Genomic DNA, 19,183 nt, shown 5'->3' with positions numbered 1-19,183 from the left:
TGTCAAATTCGCATCAACAATGATCAGCTCAGCTGATTTCCTTTACCGGCTCGTGGTCTGCAGGTTTATCTACAGGCCTGATAATCATTCTCAGCGACTGGTCTTTCGAGAAATAAGCCACTGTCCAGTTATAGAGTGTATTCAACCTGTTCCGGTAAGAAATCAGCGAAAGCAGGTGGATAAACAACCAGGCCAGCCAGGCAATGAAACCACTCATGTGCAATTTAGGCTTGGGTAAATCCGCTACGGCCTGATTTCTTCCAATGATGGCCATACTGCCTCTGTCTGTATACGAAAATGGCCTTAATGGTTTTTGCGAAACCATCTCCCTGAAATTATGCGCTATATTTTTTCCCTGCTGAATGGCTACCTGTGCGACCTGCGGATGTCCTTCAGGAAAACCAGTATCTCCCGATTGTATGCAGGTATCACCTATTGCATAAACATTCGCCAATCCTTCCACCTGATTAAAAGCATTGACCTTCAGTCTTTTTCCGCGCCCGTAACAGCTGGCAGGAATTCCTTCAAAAACCATCGCACTGACACCTGCGGCCCAGATCAGGTTTTTCGACGGAATAATGGTCCCATCAGTTAGGAATACCTGATCATCAACAAAATCATTGACATGGTTATTCAATAACATCTTAACCCCTAATTTTTTCAGTGCATCATAGGTATGTTGCTGTGATTTCTCACTCATCGGTTTCAATAGTGTACTTCCTCCGTCAACCAGGTAAATTTGCGCACCGGAATTGATGAGTTCGGGATAATCCTTGCGGATAATGCTCATCCGCATTTCTGCAAACATTCCCGAGATCTCCACTCCCGTTGGCCCACCTCCTGCCACCACAATATTCAGGTGTTTCAATACCTCATCATGGTCCCTGGAAATGGCCGCTTCCTCCAGGTGTGTCAGTATACGGTTACGCATTTGTATAGCGTCGCTCAGGGTTTTCATCGGAATGGCGTTTTTCTGCACATTTTCCATCCCGAAATAATTGGTCTCCGCACCGGTAGCAAATACCAGTTCATCATACTCCACGGTTCCATTGCTCAACAGGATCTTTTTTTCTTCAGGCATTACTTTCAGCAATTCGCCAAGGCGGAAATGAAGGTTCTTTTTATGCCTGAAAAGTTTGCGGATAGGATAGCTTATCGCTGAAGGTTCCAGGAAAGCCGTGGCCACCTGGTAAATTAATGGGGGGAAGAAATTATAATTATTTTTATCAATCAGGGTGATGTCATAGTCTTTAATTTTACCCATCGCCATGGCGAGGTTAATTCCTCCGAAGCCACCTCCGATAATGATTACTCTTTTTTGCATACTGTGTCAATTATCCATATCTGTACTCCAGCATACAGGAATGTATGCTCTCTATACGACAGATAAAGCTAAGTAATGTTTTGAAATGACAGTGTAAAATTTAGCGGGGTAACTGTATTAACCTGGTAGACTAATTTTTCCCATGCTGACATTGGGTATTCCTTTGCCATACCCATATGATGTTCCACTGCCCGCTACACATTCATTGGCCAGCAATGCAAAAAGCACAGCTTCTTTGGCATCCGGATTTATCCCCAGAGCGGTGGTGTCCTTTAAGTCAAGGCCAAGCCCCGATTGGATCATTTCTACCAGCAAGGGATTGTGCATGCCACCACCACTCAGGTAAACTGCATAATCGAGATCACCGACAGTCTGCTGAATCGCAGATACAATACTTTGAGCCGTAAAACTACACAGGGAGGCCAGGATATCCTCTCCGGAAAGGGGCTCCTGCCCTGAGGCAGAAATGGCCTGCTCCAGGTAATCCAGGTTAAATAGTTCAGGGCCTGTAGTTCTTGGAAAAGGCTGGTTAAAAAATGGATCGCTGCACAAAGCCTCAACAAGTTTGGGATTCACCCTGCCGGCTTTTGCAATTTCAGCATCCTTGTCGTAATATTTCCCGGGATAATGCTGCTGTACAAACTGGTCCATCAGCGTATTCCCAGGTCCGACATCTGTGGAAAACAAATCCTGGATTCTGCCGGAAGAAGGCAGCCAGCTGAAATTTGATATTCCACCAATATTCAGCAGGATGCGGTTTTCTACGCTATCCGCAAACAGGAGATAATCGCCATACACTGCCAGCGGAGCCCCTTCCCCACCTGCTGCAATGTGTTTCTGCCGGAAGTCGCTCAGGGTAATAATACCCGTCAGTTCAGCAATATGGTCTCCATCACCAATCTGGAGCGTAGAATCAGGGAGTTCAGGATTGTGGTGTAAGGAAAAAGGTGCATGAAAGATCGTCTGCCCATGGCTGGCAATCAAATCTACATCCTGTACAGCCACATTCCAATCCGACAAAGCCCCCAATATCATTTCAGCAGAGCGGCTCCCTACCAGCTTATGGAGTAAGGTCACTTTCCGTAATTCCACCTGTTCTTTGAACGAAATTGCCTTTAGTTCCTCTTTAAAATCTTCAGGATAGGGAATTGTTGTAAACTCCAGCACCTCCACACCGGTTTCCCTTCCCGAACCGCTAAACTTACAAAGTGCAATATCCAGTCCGTCTAATGAGGTACCCGACATTAAGCCAATAATCATCCTGGTAGGTGCGGAAGCCATCCGGGTTAATTTATGCAGTTGAGGATTCATGCTTTCTATTGCTGTTATATTGTTTATAATCTGGCCTTATTCCATATTTTTTACCATTGCTTCAGCAAGCGTATTAAAATCATTTCCGAATTGGTGGTTTCCGGGCAATACCAGCACCTTTAATCCTTCTTTAGCGAAGCGTCCGGAGATCTTACTTCCTTCAGCTTTACCGAAGATACTGGTGGCGGGTACAGCCTTCAATTTTTTAATTTCTGCAATCACATTATAATTCCCCTTGGATCCGCCGAAGTTGAGCATATCAGCAATATGGATTTCGAAGTCTGCCGCTACATCCGGGGAAGTTGCCACTATACCTGTTAACTGTGATTTTAAGGTGGCTGGCAGACGGTTGGCAATAAAAGGAACAATAGATGCCCCAAATGAATATCCGGCCAGGGCCACTTTATCTTTGCCCAGCTGTTCCATGTAATGCGCAATGGCCTTGCTCAGCTCCGCTGTTGTTTTATCGGGAGTGGTTGCCGACCAAAAATATTTCTGGGCATCAAGGCCAATCACCGGGATCCCATGTGCCGCCAGTGTTTCCGCGAGGGACTGGTCAAAACTCGTCCAGCCTCCATCCCCGGAAATCAGGAACAACAGCGGCAGCGTGCTTTTCTTTGTTGCAGGAATGATCGTCAGGGGTAAATTCTCTTTATAACGGACAATCACCTGCTTTTTTAATTCCATATTCTCCGCTTCCTTCCTGCTTGCGAAGGAGGGTGCAGCAAGAATTTTCAGGTAAGCCTCGTTAAACTGGGGCAACCAGTGATCTGCAATGGAAAAACCATGTCCTACTTTCGGCAAGGGAACCAGCTCTGCCATAGGCATTCCTTTTAAGAAAGATTCAGTTGCTGCAAATGGACAGGTTTCATCTTTAAACCCATTCAGCACAATAAATGGAGCGCTCAGCTTTTCCGTTCGCTCCAGCCAGAAGGAACGACCGGGTTTTAAAACATGCTGTTTCAGTCCATTTCCTTCACATAAAGGCTTATTGAGTTCTATATCGGGGCAGAATCCCAAGGCCAGGGCTCCCTTGAATGTATTGGCCGGTGCCTGTACCAGGATTCCATAAATGAGGGTTGCCCCGTAAGAATAACCTACCAATACAGGCTTTGAATAATTGCTGAACTTGTATTTTTTCTGCACCATCAGACTCAGGCGTTCAAAATCTGCCGCAGGATAATAACAGGGGGACGACAGGCGCGAAAGTGATTTTTTATAGGTCTTAGCATCTATTCCCAGTACCAGGGCACCCTGATTGGCAATATCTTTTGCCATGTTGATCACCCCATTTTTCCAGCCACCGTCTCCTGACACAAACAGGGCAACTGAAGTAGGCGATTTGGAGGGATGGTAGACAAGAATTTTACCGAATGCCCCATAATTTAAGGAGTCAACCGTAACGGACATTGCAGTGCCATGAAAGATCAGGAGTACCGCACAAATGAAGAATATTTTTTTCATGACAAGGTGGTTTATCACAGGTGAAAGGTAGTGCGGATTAAGGTTTGATGACTTTGGCCAATACTGCCGGAACCTGGATCAGGTCATAGTCCTGGTCATAGACGAGGTACTTATTGTGCCAATCCGGTGAAAACTTATCCTTCGCGTCTCTCAGTCCTTTATAATGGGAAAACGATTTGATCTTTTCATAGGCAAATTTCATAGAGCGTTCCGGAAGATTTTTTGGATCCATCAATCCGGATAAAGGGGCAAAACCAATATTTACAGAGGTGCAGCCAGTATCTTTCAGGAATTTAAACAACTCCACCAGGATAAAATCAATCACTCCATTAGGGGCATCTTTAGTTTTCCTGATCAGGTCATAGGTCCCTTCGCCGCCGGCAAAATCGGGGATGACATTTAAAAAAGCTACGATTTTCTCTTCATTATTCTCGACCGTAATAATGGTTTGCTGTTTCAGTTCTTCCCAGAGGAACATTCCCTGGGAAAAAACTATTTCTTCACGCCCAGTGTCTGCCAGCCATTCATCTGAAACAGATTTAATCTTTTGCAGCAGCCCATCTTTAACCGGTGCGGTATAAATCTGACAATGGAAACCTTTCTCCGCTACTTTTTTGAGGGCATTGCGGATAGATTTCCGGTTTCCGCCATCCAAAGTAAAAGTACGCAGGTCCACTACCCCTTCCTGTCCCAGGTACAGTCTCTTTTTGCCACAGGCAAGGAAAGTATCCAGTGCTTCTTCAGGAACACGGTAGTAAAAACTTTTCAAACCGCTTTCAAAGCAATATTTATCGAACGCCCTGATAAATGCCTGTAAATTCTCCGCTGCGGTCACAGGACTTTCCAGAACCACCGCAAAATTACCTGATACCCGATAGGATACAAAACCTTCCATTTCCGGGTGACGGTAAATCAGTTTATCATGGTAAGTCTTAAAATAATCCATTGCTGAATTCCCATATTTCTCCAGCTGGGTCTTCGCCCATTCGTACTCTTCCTCATCGGTAGAATCCTTCATGATATAGGGCCTGATCAGCGTATAGAACAAAAATGCCATAGATAAGAACCCACTGATATTGATCGAATAAAGGAAGCCTTTTGCAAAAGAATCCATAGGGATCAGGTCTGCACTTTCGATAAGGACAAAGTTTTCCAGGGTATATTTGATCGATTCCAGCAGACTGAAATCAACATTAAAATGTCTTGCATCGAGGAAATAAAACCCGATCACCCCATATAAAATCACTGCGGCTACACTCAGCAATGTGGTCTGGATCCCAATATATCTCAGTTTGGAGTTATGCTTTACATAATACTCCTTTCTGGAAGCCACCAAACCTACAATCACCACCAAGGAAAACACAGCTTCCTCATAATCAATTGCTTTAGTGAGGTTACCTACAAGAGAAAGTAAACACAATGCCATTGCAAAATACCAGGCCATCCGCAGTCCTTTCAGCATAAAGGCCGCTGTAACCAGCAGAAACAAACCGGCCACCAGCACAAAATAATTGGAAGCGGCAATAGCTGAAACGGGAAGTACATTTTTCAGGAAGACCAGCCTTTCATGGATCGCCGGCGTAAGTACCGATACGATATTTACAATTCCCAGGGCCAGGATCAGCAAGGCCGGAACAATCCGCATCAGCAGTTTATTGATCTTAAGGAGGAAGCTCAGGGCACCCAGCAGCAGCGGAATCCAGAATTCCATAAAGCGGTACAGAATAGTTACTGATACTGCAGCAGCTTCATGATATCCCAGGCGGATCAGCATGAAGGTCATGGAGGCTTCTACAGCACCCAATCCTCTTAAAAATGGGGAAATGATGAGAAACACCACGGCAACCACATAACTGACGGTAGCAATAATGAGAGAAGGCGGAATATTCAGCGCCACCATTGCCAGGTAAATATGAATGATGCCCACTACTTCAATCAGCATACTGTACAGAAAAGTATGGATAAAGCTGTTGCGTTCAATTTTATTATTTCTGAAGTCGCCCAGGTAAACCTCAATCACGGGAATATATTTGAGGAGTAACCGGTATACACGGCCATTTTTTACAATAGACCTGAAAAACAGGTACACCAGGCCAATCAGCAGAAAGGCGGCAATGAGGCCGAACCACTCACCCATCCCGATACTGCCCTGAAAAATAGCATATACAAATACAGGGATGGCAATAACCAGGACAGAGAGAATTCCCACAAAACCATATATCGAAGATGCAAAGTTGATCTGTGACTTACTCACTCCTTTTTCTTCTATAGTCCCGCTGAAAAAAGCAAGGGAAGAAACTCCTCCTGCAGGAAGAAAGACACTCACAAAGTTCCTTTTGAGGAACAACATACTGGCATCTCCCAGGGAAACCTTCGTCCCCACCGCAGAGAAAGAAGACTTATACATGAGGCCATGAATGAAAATATAAGCGATGCTTAGTGCTACCCCGATGGCGATCCATTCCCAGCGGGAAGTGACGACAAGCATCTTAACCTGCTGTAATTCTGCTTTTTCATGTTTAATGAACCAGATAGCCAGGCCGATAAAAAAAAGCGTAAAGATGTAACTTCCGATAATTTTGTAATGTTCCCGCAGAAAAGGAACAGGATTATAAGCCGATGGTATTCTCATAGATAGAAAAGATTCAAATAGTAGATAACGATAAAAGTATGACATTTCTGCTGATTTTGGAAGTATGGTTTCTGCCATGTGTTTATTAACTTTGTTTAAAACGAATATAAATGGAAGCAAAACACGAACATGACCATGGCAGCCCGCACCACCACAGCCCTGCGTGTAACCATTCACATGATCATTCACCTGATGGGCATCATCATTCCCAGGACGGACATGACCATGGTGGTTTGAATCATGTGCATCCTGTAGTGAGCAATTTAAAACTTGCCCTGGCCCTGAACCTGTTTTTCACCATTATAGAATTTGTGGGCGGCGCCATGACCAATTCCGTGGCCATCCTCTCTGATGCCATCCATGACCTGGGCGACAGCATTGCCATTGGTACGGCATTATGGCTTGAAAAACATTCCCTCAAAGGAAGGAATGGCGCTTACAGTTATGGCAACAGACGGTATTCCATTCTTGCCGCCACAATTACCTCTGTTATTCTTATCGCGGGGTCAGTTTTAATTGTCTATACTTCCGTTCCACGTTTATTACATCCTGAAACAGTTCATACAGAGGGGATGTTCTGGCTGGCTATCATAGGTTTATCCTTCAATGGATTCACCGCCTGGAAGCTTTCCAGGAACGGAGGATCACTCAATCAAAAAGCAATCATGCTTCACCTGATGGAAGATGTGCTGGGCTGGGCAGCTGTTTTACTGGGAAGCCTCATCATGTATTTCACCAAATGGTATTGGATTGACCCTGTTCTTTCGTTAGGCATTGCTGCTTATGTACTTTACAATGCCCTTAAAAATCTGGGCGCCGCAGGTAAAATCTTTATGCAGGCAGTACCTGCAAGATTTGATGAAAATGAAATTACCGCTGCACTGATGAAGATTCCCATGGTCAATAATATCCACGACTTACATGTGTGGACGATGGATGGGGAATTTAATGTCCTGACCACCCATATTGTCCTAAAAAGCGGTTCGGATATAGCCGACATGCAGGAAGTAAGAAAACTCGCTTTGAAAATCCTAACAGATCATGATATACAGCATCCTACACTTCAGATTGAATTGTCGGGTGAAACCTGTAAGCTGTCCAGCTGTTAAATGGAATAACAGGGAGAGCTCATCAGCTCAGAAAATATACACCAAATGAAAAGCCCTGTTACTTCCTACAGAAGGGAAAACAGGGCTTTTCTATACTACATATCTCCAGTTAATTCTTAGGGTCATTTCGGAGACCTGGAATTCTGCTTACAATTCGTAATAAGAAGAATTCAGGTTTGCATTTGCTTTTTCTGCGATTTCAATCGGGGTATAGTCTGATAATACAAAAGCCTCTCCTTTTTTGATACAGACATCATGTTCGAAATGTACAGAAGGTTTTCCATCCTCTGTCCTGATCGTCCAGCCGTCTTCATCAGTGAATACATGTCTTGTACCCAGATTGATCATTGGCTCTATAGCAAGGACAAGGTTCTCTTTCATCATAATTCCGGAACCTTTTCTTCCATAATTAGGCACCTGTGGATCTTCATGCATGGCGCGGCCTAAACCGTGTCCTACAAGCTCTCTTACCACTCCATACCCTTCACGTTCCGTATAGGTTTGGATAGCATTGGAAATATCCCCCACACGTTTACCCACTACTGCATGTTTAATTCCTTCAAAAAGGGATTCTTTGGTAATCCGAACCAGTTTCAACACTTCCGGAGCTATTTCGCCCAAAATGAAAGTATAGGCATGATCACCATGAAAACCGTTTTTATACACCCCTACGTCAACAGAGACAATATCACCATCACGCAACGGTACATTATTAGGAAAACCATGAACAACCACATCATTTACCGATGTACAGATGTTATGGGGATAACCGCTGTAATTAAGGAATGAAGGAACAGCATCGTTGTCCCTGATAAATTCAGCAGCAAGTCTGTCAATATCAAGCGTAGTCATTCCTGGTTTCAATACCTTAGCGATTTCAGATAAAGCTGCACTCACCATCAGGGCGCTGGTTTGCATCAATTTTATTTCGTCTTCTGTTTTATATATAATCATTTGATGCAAATTTAATAAATCCTATGTTATTCTTTAATAAAACGTATGTTAATCCAATTCAATTTTTAATGACCTGTCCGCAAAACCGATAGTCTCCTGGGCATGGTGGCTCACCACCAGGGTCGTTGTCCCGAATTCTTTTAACAACAGCTTAAGGCTCAGGACCAGCTCTTCCCTGAGTTCATCATCCAGGGCGGAGAAAGCTTCATCCAATAACAGCAACTGCGGCTGCAGCGCGAGGGCTCTTAAAATGGCTAGCCGCTGCTGCTGTCCGCCCGACAATTGCGAGGGCTTATGTTTGGTGAAGGACTCCATTTTACCCAAATGTAATAATCTGCTGATCAATTCTTTATCATTGGTGCCATACTGAAGGTGTGCTTCAACAGACAGATGAGGGAACAACGCATAATCCTGAAAGACAAAACCAACCCTCCTTTTCTGGGGACTTACATTAATTTTCTTTTCCGTGTCCAGCCATACTTCCGATCCCACACTGATCAGGCCATGATCAGGCTTCAGGAGGCCTGCTATAATTTTAAGAAAAGTAGTTTTTCCTGAACCCGAAGCACCTTGTACCAGTGTTACGCTATGCAGATCAATATGCGTTTGCACCTGAAGTTTACTTAAGCCCCTGTATGTTTTTATAATTTTATCAATTGATATTTCAATCATTCCAATGGCCCTCTCGCTGAATTCCTGTTAAAAATAAATACCAGTATAACAATCACAAAAGTTATCGCAAACAATATCATGGAATACTGGTTGGCTTCCATAAACTGGTTGCTGTCCACCGCATCATAAATCGCTATGGAGGCCACTTTTGTAATTCCATCAAGCTTACCACCAATCATGAGCACTACCCCGAATTCACCAAGGGTATGCGCAAAGGTCAGCACAATAGCCGTGTATAAAGAGGATCTGATGTTGGGGAGCAGTATTCGGTAAAACGTTTCCCATTCCGACTTTCCCATGGTATAGGAAGCCTGTGCCAGGGAAGACGGCAGGTGGGCCAGGGCAGATTTCACCGGACTGACCATAAAAGGCAGGCTGTAGATCACGGAGGCGACCACCAGGCCTTCAAAAGAGAAAACGAGACTGATATTAAAATACCTTAACAGCCAGCTTCCGACTGTACTCTCCGGGCTGAAACTCAACAACAGGTAAAAGCCCAGGACCGAGGGGGGTAGGACAAGCGGCATCGTAAGCAGGGCTTCCACAATGACCTTTCCTATGGAACTTCTTTTTGAAAGCCAATAGGCTAAGGGAACTCCGATAATCAGGAGAATTACTGTAGTAATCGCCGCCAGTTTTAGGCTCAGTACTATAGGTGTCCATTCCATTAGCAGCAGTGTTGATCCGGGTTGAAACTATTGAATGCCATAACCGAATTGCTTAAAAATAGCCTTTGCCTGTACGGAGAACAGGTAATCATAAAAGCGTTTTGAATTTGCATAATTACTCTTTTTTGCATGTTTAAGCAATACTGCTCCCTGTTCAATCGGACGGTAAGAGGAAGGATCTATTCGCTGCCAGGTCATCCCACTGTTTTCCGGTAATTCATAAACCAGTGATTCGGTGCTAAAACCCAGTTTCACCACCTTTTTCAGGACATAAGTATTCACCTGACTGATACTTTCTCCAAAAACCAGCCTGGGACTTATACTTTTATACACTCCATAATACTGCAACGCCTGTTCCGCGGCCTTACCATAAGGCGCCAGCTTTGGGTTTCCTATCGCTACTTTACCTGTCCCGGGGGAGATTATAATTTTTTTCCAGTTCTTCAGGTCAGCACCTGTAGCAGAGCAGATGATCAAACTTCCCATGGCATAAATGCGTGGCTTGTTCAGTGCAAATCCCGATTGATAAACATTTTCTGCAAATTCCATATCTGCAGAAAGAAAGATATCATATGGCGCCCCATTTTTAATCTGGGTACTCAGCTTGCCAGAGGAACCACTGACAATTTCAACAGACAACCCCGTCCGCTTACTGAAATCTTCCTTGATCTTATGGAGGACAAACTGTGCATTTGCAGCTACAGCAACCCTAACCGGTTGTGCTGCGGCGGATAGATAATTCAAAAGGATCAGACAGATGGAGGCAATTACTCTTTGCATAACGACAATATGATAAAAAAACACCGTATTGTAAACTCCAACTGCTGTAAATTGTTCTCTTGCGCCCCTCTTAAATGTATTTTTACCAATTGTTGCGTCCAATAATTCCTGAGCGGCAATGAATTTTATTACCTTTAAAGCGACGAATAGAAAATATGGAATTTACTGAATTGTGTAAACCTTTTGCGGCACTAAAGCCAAAAGAGTTGTATGAGATTTTAAGATTAAGGAGTGAAATTTTTGTGGTGGAGCAGAATTGTGTTTTTCTGGATGCAGACAATAAGGACCAATATTGCCAGCACCTCATGCTGTATAGTGGCAATGAGCTTGTTGCCTATGCACGTATAGTTCCTGAAGGACTCTCCTATCCGGAACCCTCTATCGGAAGAATTGTAAGCAGCAATTCGGTCAGGGGAAAAGGTTTCGGCAAACAACTTGTACAACTGGCGATAGACAACTGCATCCGGTTGTGTGGCAACAAAAGGATAAGAATCGGTGCACAACTCTATTTAAAAGGATTTTATGAGTCCTTTGGTTTTATGGCTATGGGTGAGATCTATGATGAAGATGGTATTGACCACATTGAAATGATCAGGGAAGCAGTGATTGCATAGCATAGGCAAACTTTACAGGCACATACTGCTTCCGGCAGTCTGTCCAAAAAAACAATAATTAGCACATTAATTTAAGAGATAGATTCATCACATGGAAAGAAGCGGATTATGGCAGGTTAACGACGAAACACCCTGGAAAGATTTAGGGGACGGAATTCAACGACAGGTATTTGGTTATGATGACCGTGTAATGCTGGTTAAAGTTAAATTTGAGAAGGGTGCGGTAGGCACACTTCATGAACATCACCATACCCAGGTGAGTTATGTAGAAAGTGGCGTCTTTGAAATGACAATAGCCGAAGAAAAGAAAGTCCTGAAAACCGGCGATGGATTTTATGTCCCGCCCGGAGCAGTTCACGGGACCGTTTGTCTGGAACCAGGCGTTTTAATAGATGTTTTTAGTCCCCACAGGGAAGATTTCTTGTAAATATTATCTCCTTGGCAATATAAACATGCGCTTTCTCAGGTGAAGGCTTGTTTTACGGAGGGAAGGAATGAAAACCACAAAAAATATAACCACAACAACAAGGACAGAAGCGAAAAGAAATATAGATTTTTGCGTCAACAACTGATTTTGTACAGCCATTAGTCGTGCAACGGTAGAGGTTGCCAGGGTATTTGCCTGTTCTGTGTTAAATCCCTTACTTTTAAATAAAGAAACGTAGGATGATATTCTTGCTTCATAAGGAAAATCCATTGCGCTGAGATTGCTTAAAAAATCAGATTTATAGTGCTGATTAAAATATAACTGGAGGTTATCAAACCCTGTAATCGAATGCAGTGTAGCCGTAAACCTTGCGCAAGCACACAATACCGTCCCACTGGTACCACTTGTTGCAGGCACTGATGAAAGTGTAAAAACGACCAGGGGAACGAACAGTATTCCGGAGGCTACACCTTGCAGGAAAACCGGCAAAATAAGATCGGTAAAAGCCAGGTCTGGTGTTAAAAGATAATATACGTATAATTGATAACAAAGCATGATCCCGAAACCCGCAAGGAGAAACTTCTTGATAGAATGCCTGTTGGAAAGAATTAATTTAGAGGAAGCCCACATGGCCAGTGCCAAACCTATGATATTAAAAATACCCAGCTGAATGATCTCCGCGGGTGGCCATTGCAATACAGTACCTGTATAGCTGTATATGAGATTAAGGCTATCTTTTATTCCATAATAAAACAACAATAGGATCAGTCCGATCATGAAATTCTTGTACTTAAAAAGATCTATCCGAAACAAAGGTCGTTTGATGGTCAGCTGGCGGAAAATAAAGGCTGCCGTAGCCAAAACGAAGGCCAAAAACAAAAGACCGATTCGATAATCACTGAACCAATAATACTTGTTTCCATAAATCATCACATAGGCCAAAGAAGTAAATGCCAGTATAAATATGGGGACACTCATCCAGTCTATCTGGTAAAGCGGGTAGCGCTGATGTCCGGATATGGGTTTTAGAATCAGTAGGAGAATCAGCAGGCATAAGAGTTGATATCCGATCAGAAAATAATAAATCGCGGTCCAGTTCAGCTGACTGTTTACCCAGGCTGCCGCTATACCAACCATGACACCACTGCTAAGCACAGTACCATAGAAAACGGATAATCCGACTGCCTGTACCTGTTCCGTCTTTAATCTTGAAAAGATTAATGTCAGCATCCCGGCGGCTACGATACAGACATCCACCCCAACAAGGAACCTGAGTAAACAAAAGATCATCATATCCCGGGTATAAAGAATGAGTATATTCAATACGATTCCGGCAAGTATGGCCAATAACAGGTAACTTCTCGTCTCAAAGTACCTGAGAAACCGGAACTGAATCGGTAAGGTAGATAAAATACCGATATAGGTAATCTGCACCGCAAAGGTTACATCCTCAGGTTGCGCACCGAAATAAGAAACCACATAGTTCTGGGACAGGGCAAATGTAGCAAACTGTGCGAGGCTGCACAACAGCACCAGGAAAACGGCAATTTTTATTCCCCATTCACTTTCTTTTATCCATGATTTGAAATATTCGTGTTTCATTTCTATCTCCGGTTATCCCCTCTGTTTTTTTACGGCCACCTGTACATTCATGCCGGCCTTCACCAAAGTCAGGTCTGTATTGCTGAATTTTATTTTAACGGGCACCCGCTGTACAATCTTAACAAAGTTTCCGGTAGAGTTATCTGCAGGGAGTAAAGAGAACTTCCCACCAGTAGAGGCAGCTATTGCTTCAATTTTTGCAGTGAATATTCTATCGGGAATGGCATCCACCCTCACTTCAACTGCCTGTCCAACATACATTCCTGTCACCTGTGTTTCCTTGAAATTGGCAGTTACCCATTTTTCCCTTTCATTTACGATAGAAACCAAAGGTTGCCCTGGCTGGATCTGCTGCCCTTCAAGTATTGTTTTTCTACCCATGGCACCATTTGACGGTGCCGTAATTACCGTATAGCTCAGGTTAACCAGCGCAAAATCTAGTTGTGCTTCTTTGCTTTTCAGTCCTGCGGCCAGAAGCTCCCTTCTGGATTTTAATTCTTCAATCTTAGATAAATTTGCTTTTAGATTGTTCAGCGTAGCATTATAGTCACTCGTGGCAATGTCGAACTGTGATTTCACCCTTTCAAACTCCTGTCCTGTTGCGGCTTCCTCTTTAATCAGGTTTTTATACCTTTTGATATCCTGCTCCTGCTGCCATAATCTTGACCGGGCAGCGTTGATCTGATCACGGTTAATGAATATACCTGCCTCTGCTGCTGTAATTCCGGCTTCAAGCACGGTCAGCTGTCCTTTTGCATCCTGAATCGCAGCTTCTGCCTCCAGCAGTTTAATCTTATATTCCCGGTCATCCAGGATCAGCAGGGTATCCCCTCTTTTCACGGGTTCATGTTCCTGAAATCTCACCTCCCTGATAAATCCGCCAACCCTGGCCGACACAGGGTTGATAAACGCTTCAATCTGTGCATCATTGGTTTCTTCAAACTGCTGATCCCTGATGAGGTACTGGATTAGAAAAATTAAACCAGCAAAGATTACCACTACAGAGAGCACAGTAATCAGGACATTTACAGGATGAACTTTCTGTTTTACTTTCATTAATTAAGGTATGAGTTGATCGTTAGAAATTTAAAATTGCCAGACACCTTAAAGATTGCCTGTTGTGTATAAAAGCTGATAATAAAGTACCGAAGCTGAAGTTTGCGCATTACTCAGGCTAAACAGGGCTTCCTGCAACAGGTTATCTGCATCCAACAGATCCGTTAGCAGGGCCAGCTGGTTCTGGTACTTAGTCGTCATTATCCGATAATTGATTTTCGACTGCTCAATAGATTTTTTCATCACTTCTACCCTGTTCAATGCTTCTTTATATTTGATGTACTGTGCATCCACTTCCTGACTGGTATTCAGCTTAACCAGTTCCTTCTGCTGTTCAAGGTTGTTTACCCGAATTCTTGCCGCACTTTCCTTATGTCTAACATGGTACAGGGAGGAGATATTATAAGAGACCTTCACACCGACAAAACCTATCGAATACAACTGATCAATAGGTGGATAGAATATATTATTCGGATAATTGAAACCATATGCAGTAAACAGGGAAACGGAGGGGTAATAATTACTACGGACTCCTTTCAGCTTCGTTTCCTGAATCCGGATATTTTGTTCTGCACGTTTGATACTGTAGGCATGGTCCAATGCAGTTTTCACCACCCCATCGACCAGTTCGAAAGCAGGTCTTTCCGCATTTGCTGAATCTGCAGGTAAAATGATCAATTCTTCTCCAAGGTTAAGCAATACGCCAAGCTTCCTGTTGAGAATGAGGATATCATTGTCGTTCTGTATTTTATTCAGCTGCGCGTTCGAAAGTCCAACTTCTGCCCGCAATACATCACTTCGTGTAACACGCTGGTTTTTATATAATGAATGGATAATCTTTAGCCTTGTCTCTGCACGTGTCAGCTGATCTTTGATAATATTTCCGAGATCATGCTTCCGTACAAGGTCCAGGTACTGGGCAGCAGCCTGCAACACTGAATTCCCCGTCTGATCAGCGCTGTTGTTTTCTGCCATATCTTTTCTGATTTTGGCCTCTGCTATACTGGCATTGACTTTACCACCGGAAAATACATTGAAAGAACTTTCCAGGTTCAGGCTGGCTCCATTAGGGCCTGGTCTGCGCCCAACAGACCTCAGCCCACCTAACCCGTCCTCGAACAATAAAGCTTTCGTATACCGCTGGTAAGTTCCTCCGGTAGTCAACACAGGTAAAACACTCCTTTTACTATCCTTTAAGTCTTCATCAACAGCATTGAGCTCTGCTTCAGCTATTTTTACAGCTATATTTTGCGCTCTGGTCAGCGCAATTGCTTCATTTAAACTGAGGGTACGGATTTGTGGCTGCGTGAACTGCATTTGTTCTTGCTGGGCATTGGCCTGATTCGTCATCATGGCACATAAAATACTGCCCAATAGCACGACAACCCTGATCATAAAAAACCGATCAGGTCTAATTGTAATTTTTGTCAACGTCATCATTATTCTTAACTGCCACAAAGGTCAGCAAACGAAAGAGGCCGATAAAGGGTAAAATATCTGTATTATTAGTCAAATACACTCTTCAACTGATATTGATCCGCTGCAGCGGTACCTACACCATGAGGCTAGCTTAAACTCTTGCGGTACTCCTGAGGGGAAAGACCGGTGCTGATCTTAAAATATTTTCCAAACACAGACTGATCAGAAAAGTTAAGGTGCTGACTAACCTGTCCTATTGAAAACCGGTGATTCTGCAACAATACTTTTGCTTCCAAGACCACAGATTCATTGATCAGCATTCCCGCCGTGCGTCCGGTTTGTTTTTTCACCAGGGCAGATAAGTACTTTGGTGTTGTATGAAGCCTTTCGGCATAAAAAGCTACGGAGCGTTCCTCCAGATACTTCTCTGCCAGCAGCGATTTAAACTTAAGAAACAGGGGGCTCATATTCTCCGACTGGTTTTCCAGATCCTTACCATCTTCAACCAATACTTCAATCTCATTGATCAGCACCAGGATATAACTCCTTACAATAGAGGCTTCATAGGTATGCTTCCTCGCCGTCACATCGGCTATGAGACTGAAAATACGCCTAAATACATCCCTTTGTGGAGTATCCAGGGCAATTACATGCTTCGCATTGTTTTCGAAAAAATCATACTGATGCAGCAGAAAAACATTCGTCTGGTCCTGGAGGAGATACTCCCTGGTAAAGAAAATAATATGCATCAGCGATTCATCATTGCTCTTTTCGAAGTTCCTGATCACAGAAGGCCCCATAGAGATAATGGCAGGTGCCGTAACGGTATGTTTATTCAGTCCCGCCTGCAAATTGATACTTCCTTTCTCCACTAAGGCAATTCCAAAAGTTTCCGTACGGTAAGGTTCAGTATAATAGGGCCTGTTTTGTCCGGCAATAATATAAAAGAACCCACGCTCCTCAGTAGATAACTTGTAGGTTTTCTGCTGTTGCGAAAACTTGATTGTATTGACTTTACCCATCGCCGCTATTAAAAATTTATAAACAAATATACAAACCATTGCTAAAGCTCCGGTTCAACAGGTCAGGATAACCCAATTCTTATTTCATTATGCAAGCAGCAAACTTTACTTTTGTACAATGGAAAAAACTGAATACAGCATATTTGAGAGTGAGTTAAAGGTGAGACCGGATGATATCGATATGTTCAACCACGTACATAACAGTAAATATTTTGACTATGTACTGGCAGCGCGTTACGACCAGATGGAGCAGTTCTACAAAATGCCGATGGAGAGTTTCCTGAATAGCGGTTTTGGCTGGGTGGTGCGGACGGCATATGTAGATTTCAAAAGACCTTTAATTTTAGGGGATGTCATTAAAGTACGCACTGGTATTCTCAGCATCAATGAAAAGGGATGCAGGGTTCAGTTCGAAATAGAGAATATAAGAACAAAAAAAATAGCATCCGATGGCTGGTTTGATTACGTATTAATTGATATTGCAACAGGTAAAGGATGTAAAGTAAGTGATGAAATGATCAATGCTTACAGCATTTAAAATAAGCTAATTATATTATGATCAGATTGACCATTAGTCCCTGATAGGTGTTGATATTCTTCCTGACCTCACAAGTATCTACCCTTTGACGAAAAAAATAAATGACAACAGCGCCCCAACCTTCAGAAAATAACTTTGGCAGAATCTTCGCATTGCTGAAACAGTCCCTCCAGGGAAAAGAAATGGATTTCACCCAGGGAAGTATGCGCAGGGCGGTATTGCTGCTGGCTATTCCCATGATGCTGGAAATGATCATGGAATCGGTGTTTGCTTTGGTAGACCTGTATTTTGTGGGGCACCTTGAACATGGCAGTGAGGCTATACAGACGGTGGGACTGACAGAATCTGTGCTGACCATTATCTATTCCATCGCTGTGGGAATGAGCATGGCTGCTACGGCTGTTGTGGCGCGTCGGGTTGGTGAAAAAGATCCGGTAGCCGCTTCAAAGGCGGGTATGCAGGCTATAGTGCTTGCTGTTATCTTTAACACCTTCATCAGTATTGCGGCATTTATTTATGCAACAGAGATCCTGAAACTCATGGGTGCTTCGGAAGAAACAGCCGTACTGGGTACCCCATTTATCAAGATAATGATGGGAGGCAGTCTGGTCATCATGCTGCTTTTCCTGATCAACGGAATTTTCCGGGGAGCAGGAAATGCTGCCATAGCGATGAAAAGCCTGTGGATAGCGAACATTGCGAATATCATACTTTGTCCCCTTCTCATTAACGGGCTTGGCCCCATTCCGGCATTTGGATTAACCGGTGCGGCTATGGCTACCACTATAGGAAGAGGAATCGGTGTCCTCTATCAGGTCTATCATTTGGTCAATGGCAAGGGGATTATCAAGGTTAAACTTTCCTATTTCCAACCGCAGTATGAGCAAATGATGGCGTTGATCAAGATCGCCACACCGGCAATCTTCCAGTTTATCATCGCCTCCTGCAGCTGGATTTTTCTTGCCCAACTGGTTGCAACAACGGGTGGAGACCATGGATCAGCAGGATATCAAACTGCCTTAAGACTAATGATGTTCTTTATGTTACCTGCCATGGGCTTAAGTAATGCAGCAGCTACACTTGTCGGCCAAAACCTGGGGGCCAAAGATATCAGGCGTGCAGAAGATTCGGTATACATGACGGCAAAGTACATTATGATCTATATGGCTACGGCAATGGTGATCATCTTTCTCGCCGGACATGTGTTTATTTCCTTTTTTACGGAAGACCAGCAAATCAGGCAATATGCCGCCGAAGCATTAAATATTATGGCTTCCGGCTTTATCTTTTACGGGATAGGGATGGTCATGATCAATGCCTTTAATGGTGCGGGTGACACTTCAACGCCCAGTTGGGTCAACTTTTTTGGATTCTGGCTCTTTCAGATTCCCCTGGCTTACCTCCTTTCCAAATACTTTAATTTAGGCCCCAGAGGGGTATTTATCGCTATACCTGTTGCTGAAACCGGCATTGCTATAGCCGGGTATCTCTTATTCAAAAAGGGAAAATGGAAAACAATAAAGGTGTAACCTGTTTTTTCACTCCTTCTTTGGGTTAACGCCTAAAAATAAGCTGCGCTATGGTGGAGTGA

At 43.5% G+C, this 19,183-nt stretch carries 17 protein-coding genes; 5 read left to right on the top strand and 12 right to left on the bottom strand.

The genetic code is table 11. The features are described from left to right. Positions 1-28: 28 nt before the first annotated feature. The 4 genes from ACSBL2_RS13825 to ACSBL2_RS13810 form a co-directional block, all read right to left on the bottom strand. Entirely contained in the window at positions 29-1,324 is a 1,296-nt protein-coding gene (locus ACSBL2_RS13825) for an NAD(P)/FAD-dependent oxidoreductase (protein WP_442587119.1), read from the bottom strand. A gap of 117 nt (positions 1,325-1,441) precedes the next feature. Next, entirely contained in the window at positions 1,442-2,635 is a 1,194-nt protein-coding gene (locus ACSBL2_RS13820; RefSeq protein ID WP_442587118.1) for an anhydro-N-acetylmuramic acid kinase, read from the bottom strand. A gap of 36 nt (positions 2,636-2,671) precedes the next feature. Beyond that, complete coding sequence (locus ACSBL2_RS13815) at positions 2,672-4,099, bottom strand: AcvB/VirJ family lysyl-phosphatidylglycerol hydrolase (protein WP_442587117.1); 1,428 nt, start codon at positions 4,097-4,099, stop codon at positions 2,672-2,674. Between the two features lie 37 nt (positions 4,100-4,136). Further along, on the bottom strand, positions 4,137-6,731 hold the full coding sequence (locus tag ACSBL2_RS13810; RefSeq protein WP_442587116.1) for a phosphatidylglycerol lysyltransferase domain-containing protein: 2,595 nt from the start codon (positions 6,729-6,731) through the stop codon (positions 4,137-4,139). Positions 6,732-6,841: 110 nt separating this feature from the next. On the opposite strand from ACSBL2_RS13810, the gene ACSBL2_RS13805 reads away from it, so the two are divergent. After that, positions 6,842-7,840, top strand: coding sequence for a cation diffusion facilitator family transporter (locus tag ACSBL2_RS13805; protein ID WP_442587115.1), 999 nt, complete (start codon positions 6,842-6,844; stop codon positions 7,838-7,840). A 147-nt stretch (positions 7,841-7,987) separates the two neighbouring features. On the opposite strand, the gene map is transcribed toward ACSBL2_RS13805, so the two are convergent. Genes map through modA form a run of 4 tightly spaced genes read right to left on the bottom strand, consistent with a single transcriptional unit; the run spans position 7,988 to position 10,914 of the window. Next, positions 7,988-8,794, bottom strand: a complete 807-nt coding sequence (map, locus tag ACSBL2_RS13800; RefSeq protein WP_442587114.1) for a type I methionyl aminopeptidase — start codon at positions 8,792-8,794, stop codon at positions 7,988-7,990. 48 nt (positions 8,795-8,842) lie between these two features. After that, positions 8,843-9,466 carry an ATP-binding cassette domain-containing protein gene (locus tag ACSBL2_RS13795; RefSeq protein WP_442587113.1) on the bottom strand — a complete coding sequence of 208 codons (624 nt, stop codon included), beginning with the start codon at positions 9,464-9,466 and terminating at the stop codon, positions 8,843-8,845. Continuing rightward, a complete protein-coding gene (gene modB, locus ACSBL2_RS13790) occupies positions 9,463-10,134 on the bottom strand; it encodes a molybdate ABC transporter permease subunit (RefSeq protein WP_442587112.1) in 672 nt (223 codons plus the stop codon). The genes ACSBL2_RS13795 and modB overlap by 4 nt, the downstream gene beginning before the upstream one ends. Positions 10,135-10,161: 27 nt before the next feature. Next, entirely contained in the window at positions 10,162-10,914 is a 753-nt protein-coding gene (gene modA, locus ACSBL2_RS13785; protein WP_442587111.1) for a molybdate ABC transporter substrate-binding protein, read from the bottom strand. Between the two features lie 155 nt (positions 10,915-11,069). Here modA and ACSBL2_RS13780 point away from each other — a divergent pair, with 155 nt between their 5' ends. Both ACSBL2_RS13780 and ACSBL2_RS13775 read left to right on the top strand, forming a co-directional pair. Continuing rightward, positions 11,070-11,528 carry a GNAT family N-acetyltransferase gene (locus tag ACSBL2_RS13780; protein WP_442587110.1) on the top strand — a complete coding sequence of 153 codons (459 nt, stop codon included), beginning with the start codon at positions 11,070-11,072 and terminating at the stop codon, positions 11,526-11,528. Positions 11,529-11,619: 91 nt separating this feature from the next. Continuing rightward, positions 11,620-11,955, top strand: coding sequence for a cupin domain-containing protein (locus ACSBL2_RS13775; protein ID WP_442587109.1), 336 nt, complete (start codon positions 11,620-11,622; stop codon positions 11,953-11,955). A 3-nt stretch (positions 11,956-11,958) separates the two neighbouring features. On the opposite strand, the gene ACSBL2_RS13770 is transcribed toward ACSBL2_RS13775, so the two are convergent. From ACSBL2_RS13770 to ACSBL2_RS13755, 4 genes are all read right to left on the bottom strand, one after another. Beyond that, complete coding sequence (locus ACSBL2_RS13770) at positions 11,959-13,557, bottom strand: MFS transporter (RefSeq protein WP_442587108.1); 1,599 nt, start codon at positions 13,555-13,557, stop codon at positions 11,959-11,961. 12 nt (positions 13,558-13,569) lie between these two features. After that, entirely contained in the window at positions 13,570-14,613 is a 1,044-nt protein-coding gene (locus ACSBL2_RS13765; RefSeq protein WP_442587107.1) for an HlyD family secretion protein, read from the bottom strand. A 48-nt stretch (positions 14,614-14,661) separates the two neighbouring features. Beyond that, positions 14,662-15,966 carry a TolC family protein gene (locus ACSBL2_RS13760; RefSeq protein ID WP_442587106.1) on the bottom strand — a complete coding sequence of 435 codons (1,305 nt, stop codon included), beginning with the start codon at positions 15,964-15,966 and terminating at the stop codon, positions 14,662-14,664. Positions 15,967-16,178: 212 nt separating this feature from the next. Continuing rightward, the gene (locus tag ACSBL2_RS13755; RefSeq protein ID WP_442587105.1) at positions 16,179-17,054 is read right to left on the bottom strand and encodes a helix-turn-helix domain-containing protein; all 876 of its coding nucleotides are present in this window, start codon (positions 17,052-17,054) and stop codon (positions 16,179-16,181) included. Between the two features lie 118 nt (positions 17,055-17,172). On the opposite strand from ACSBL2_RS13755, the gene ACSBL2_RS13750 reads away from it, so the two are divergent. Both ACSBL2_RS13750 and ACSBL2_RS13745 read left to right on the top strand, forming a co-directional pair. After that, positions 17,173-17,592, top strand: a complete 420-nt coding sequence (locus tag ACSBL2_RS13750; protein ID WP_442587104.1) for an acyl-CoA thioesterase — start codon at positions 17,173-17,175, stop codon at positions 17,590-17,592. Between the two features lie 101 nt (positions 17,593-17,693). Then, entirely contained in the window at positions 17,694-19,121 is a 1,428-nt protein-coding gene (locus tag ACSBL2_RS13745) for an MATE family efflux transporter (RefSeq protein WP_442587103.1), read from the top strand. Positions 19,122-19,183: the final 62 nt, after the last annotated feature.

This window comes from Pedobacter sp. AW31-3R, from assembly GCF_052180285.1.
GTDB lineage: Bacteria > Bacteroidota > Bacteroidia > Sphingobacteriales > Sphingobacteriaceae > Pedobacter.
This window is presented reverse-complemented; position numbering and strand designations above follow the sequence as displayed.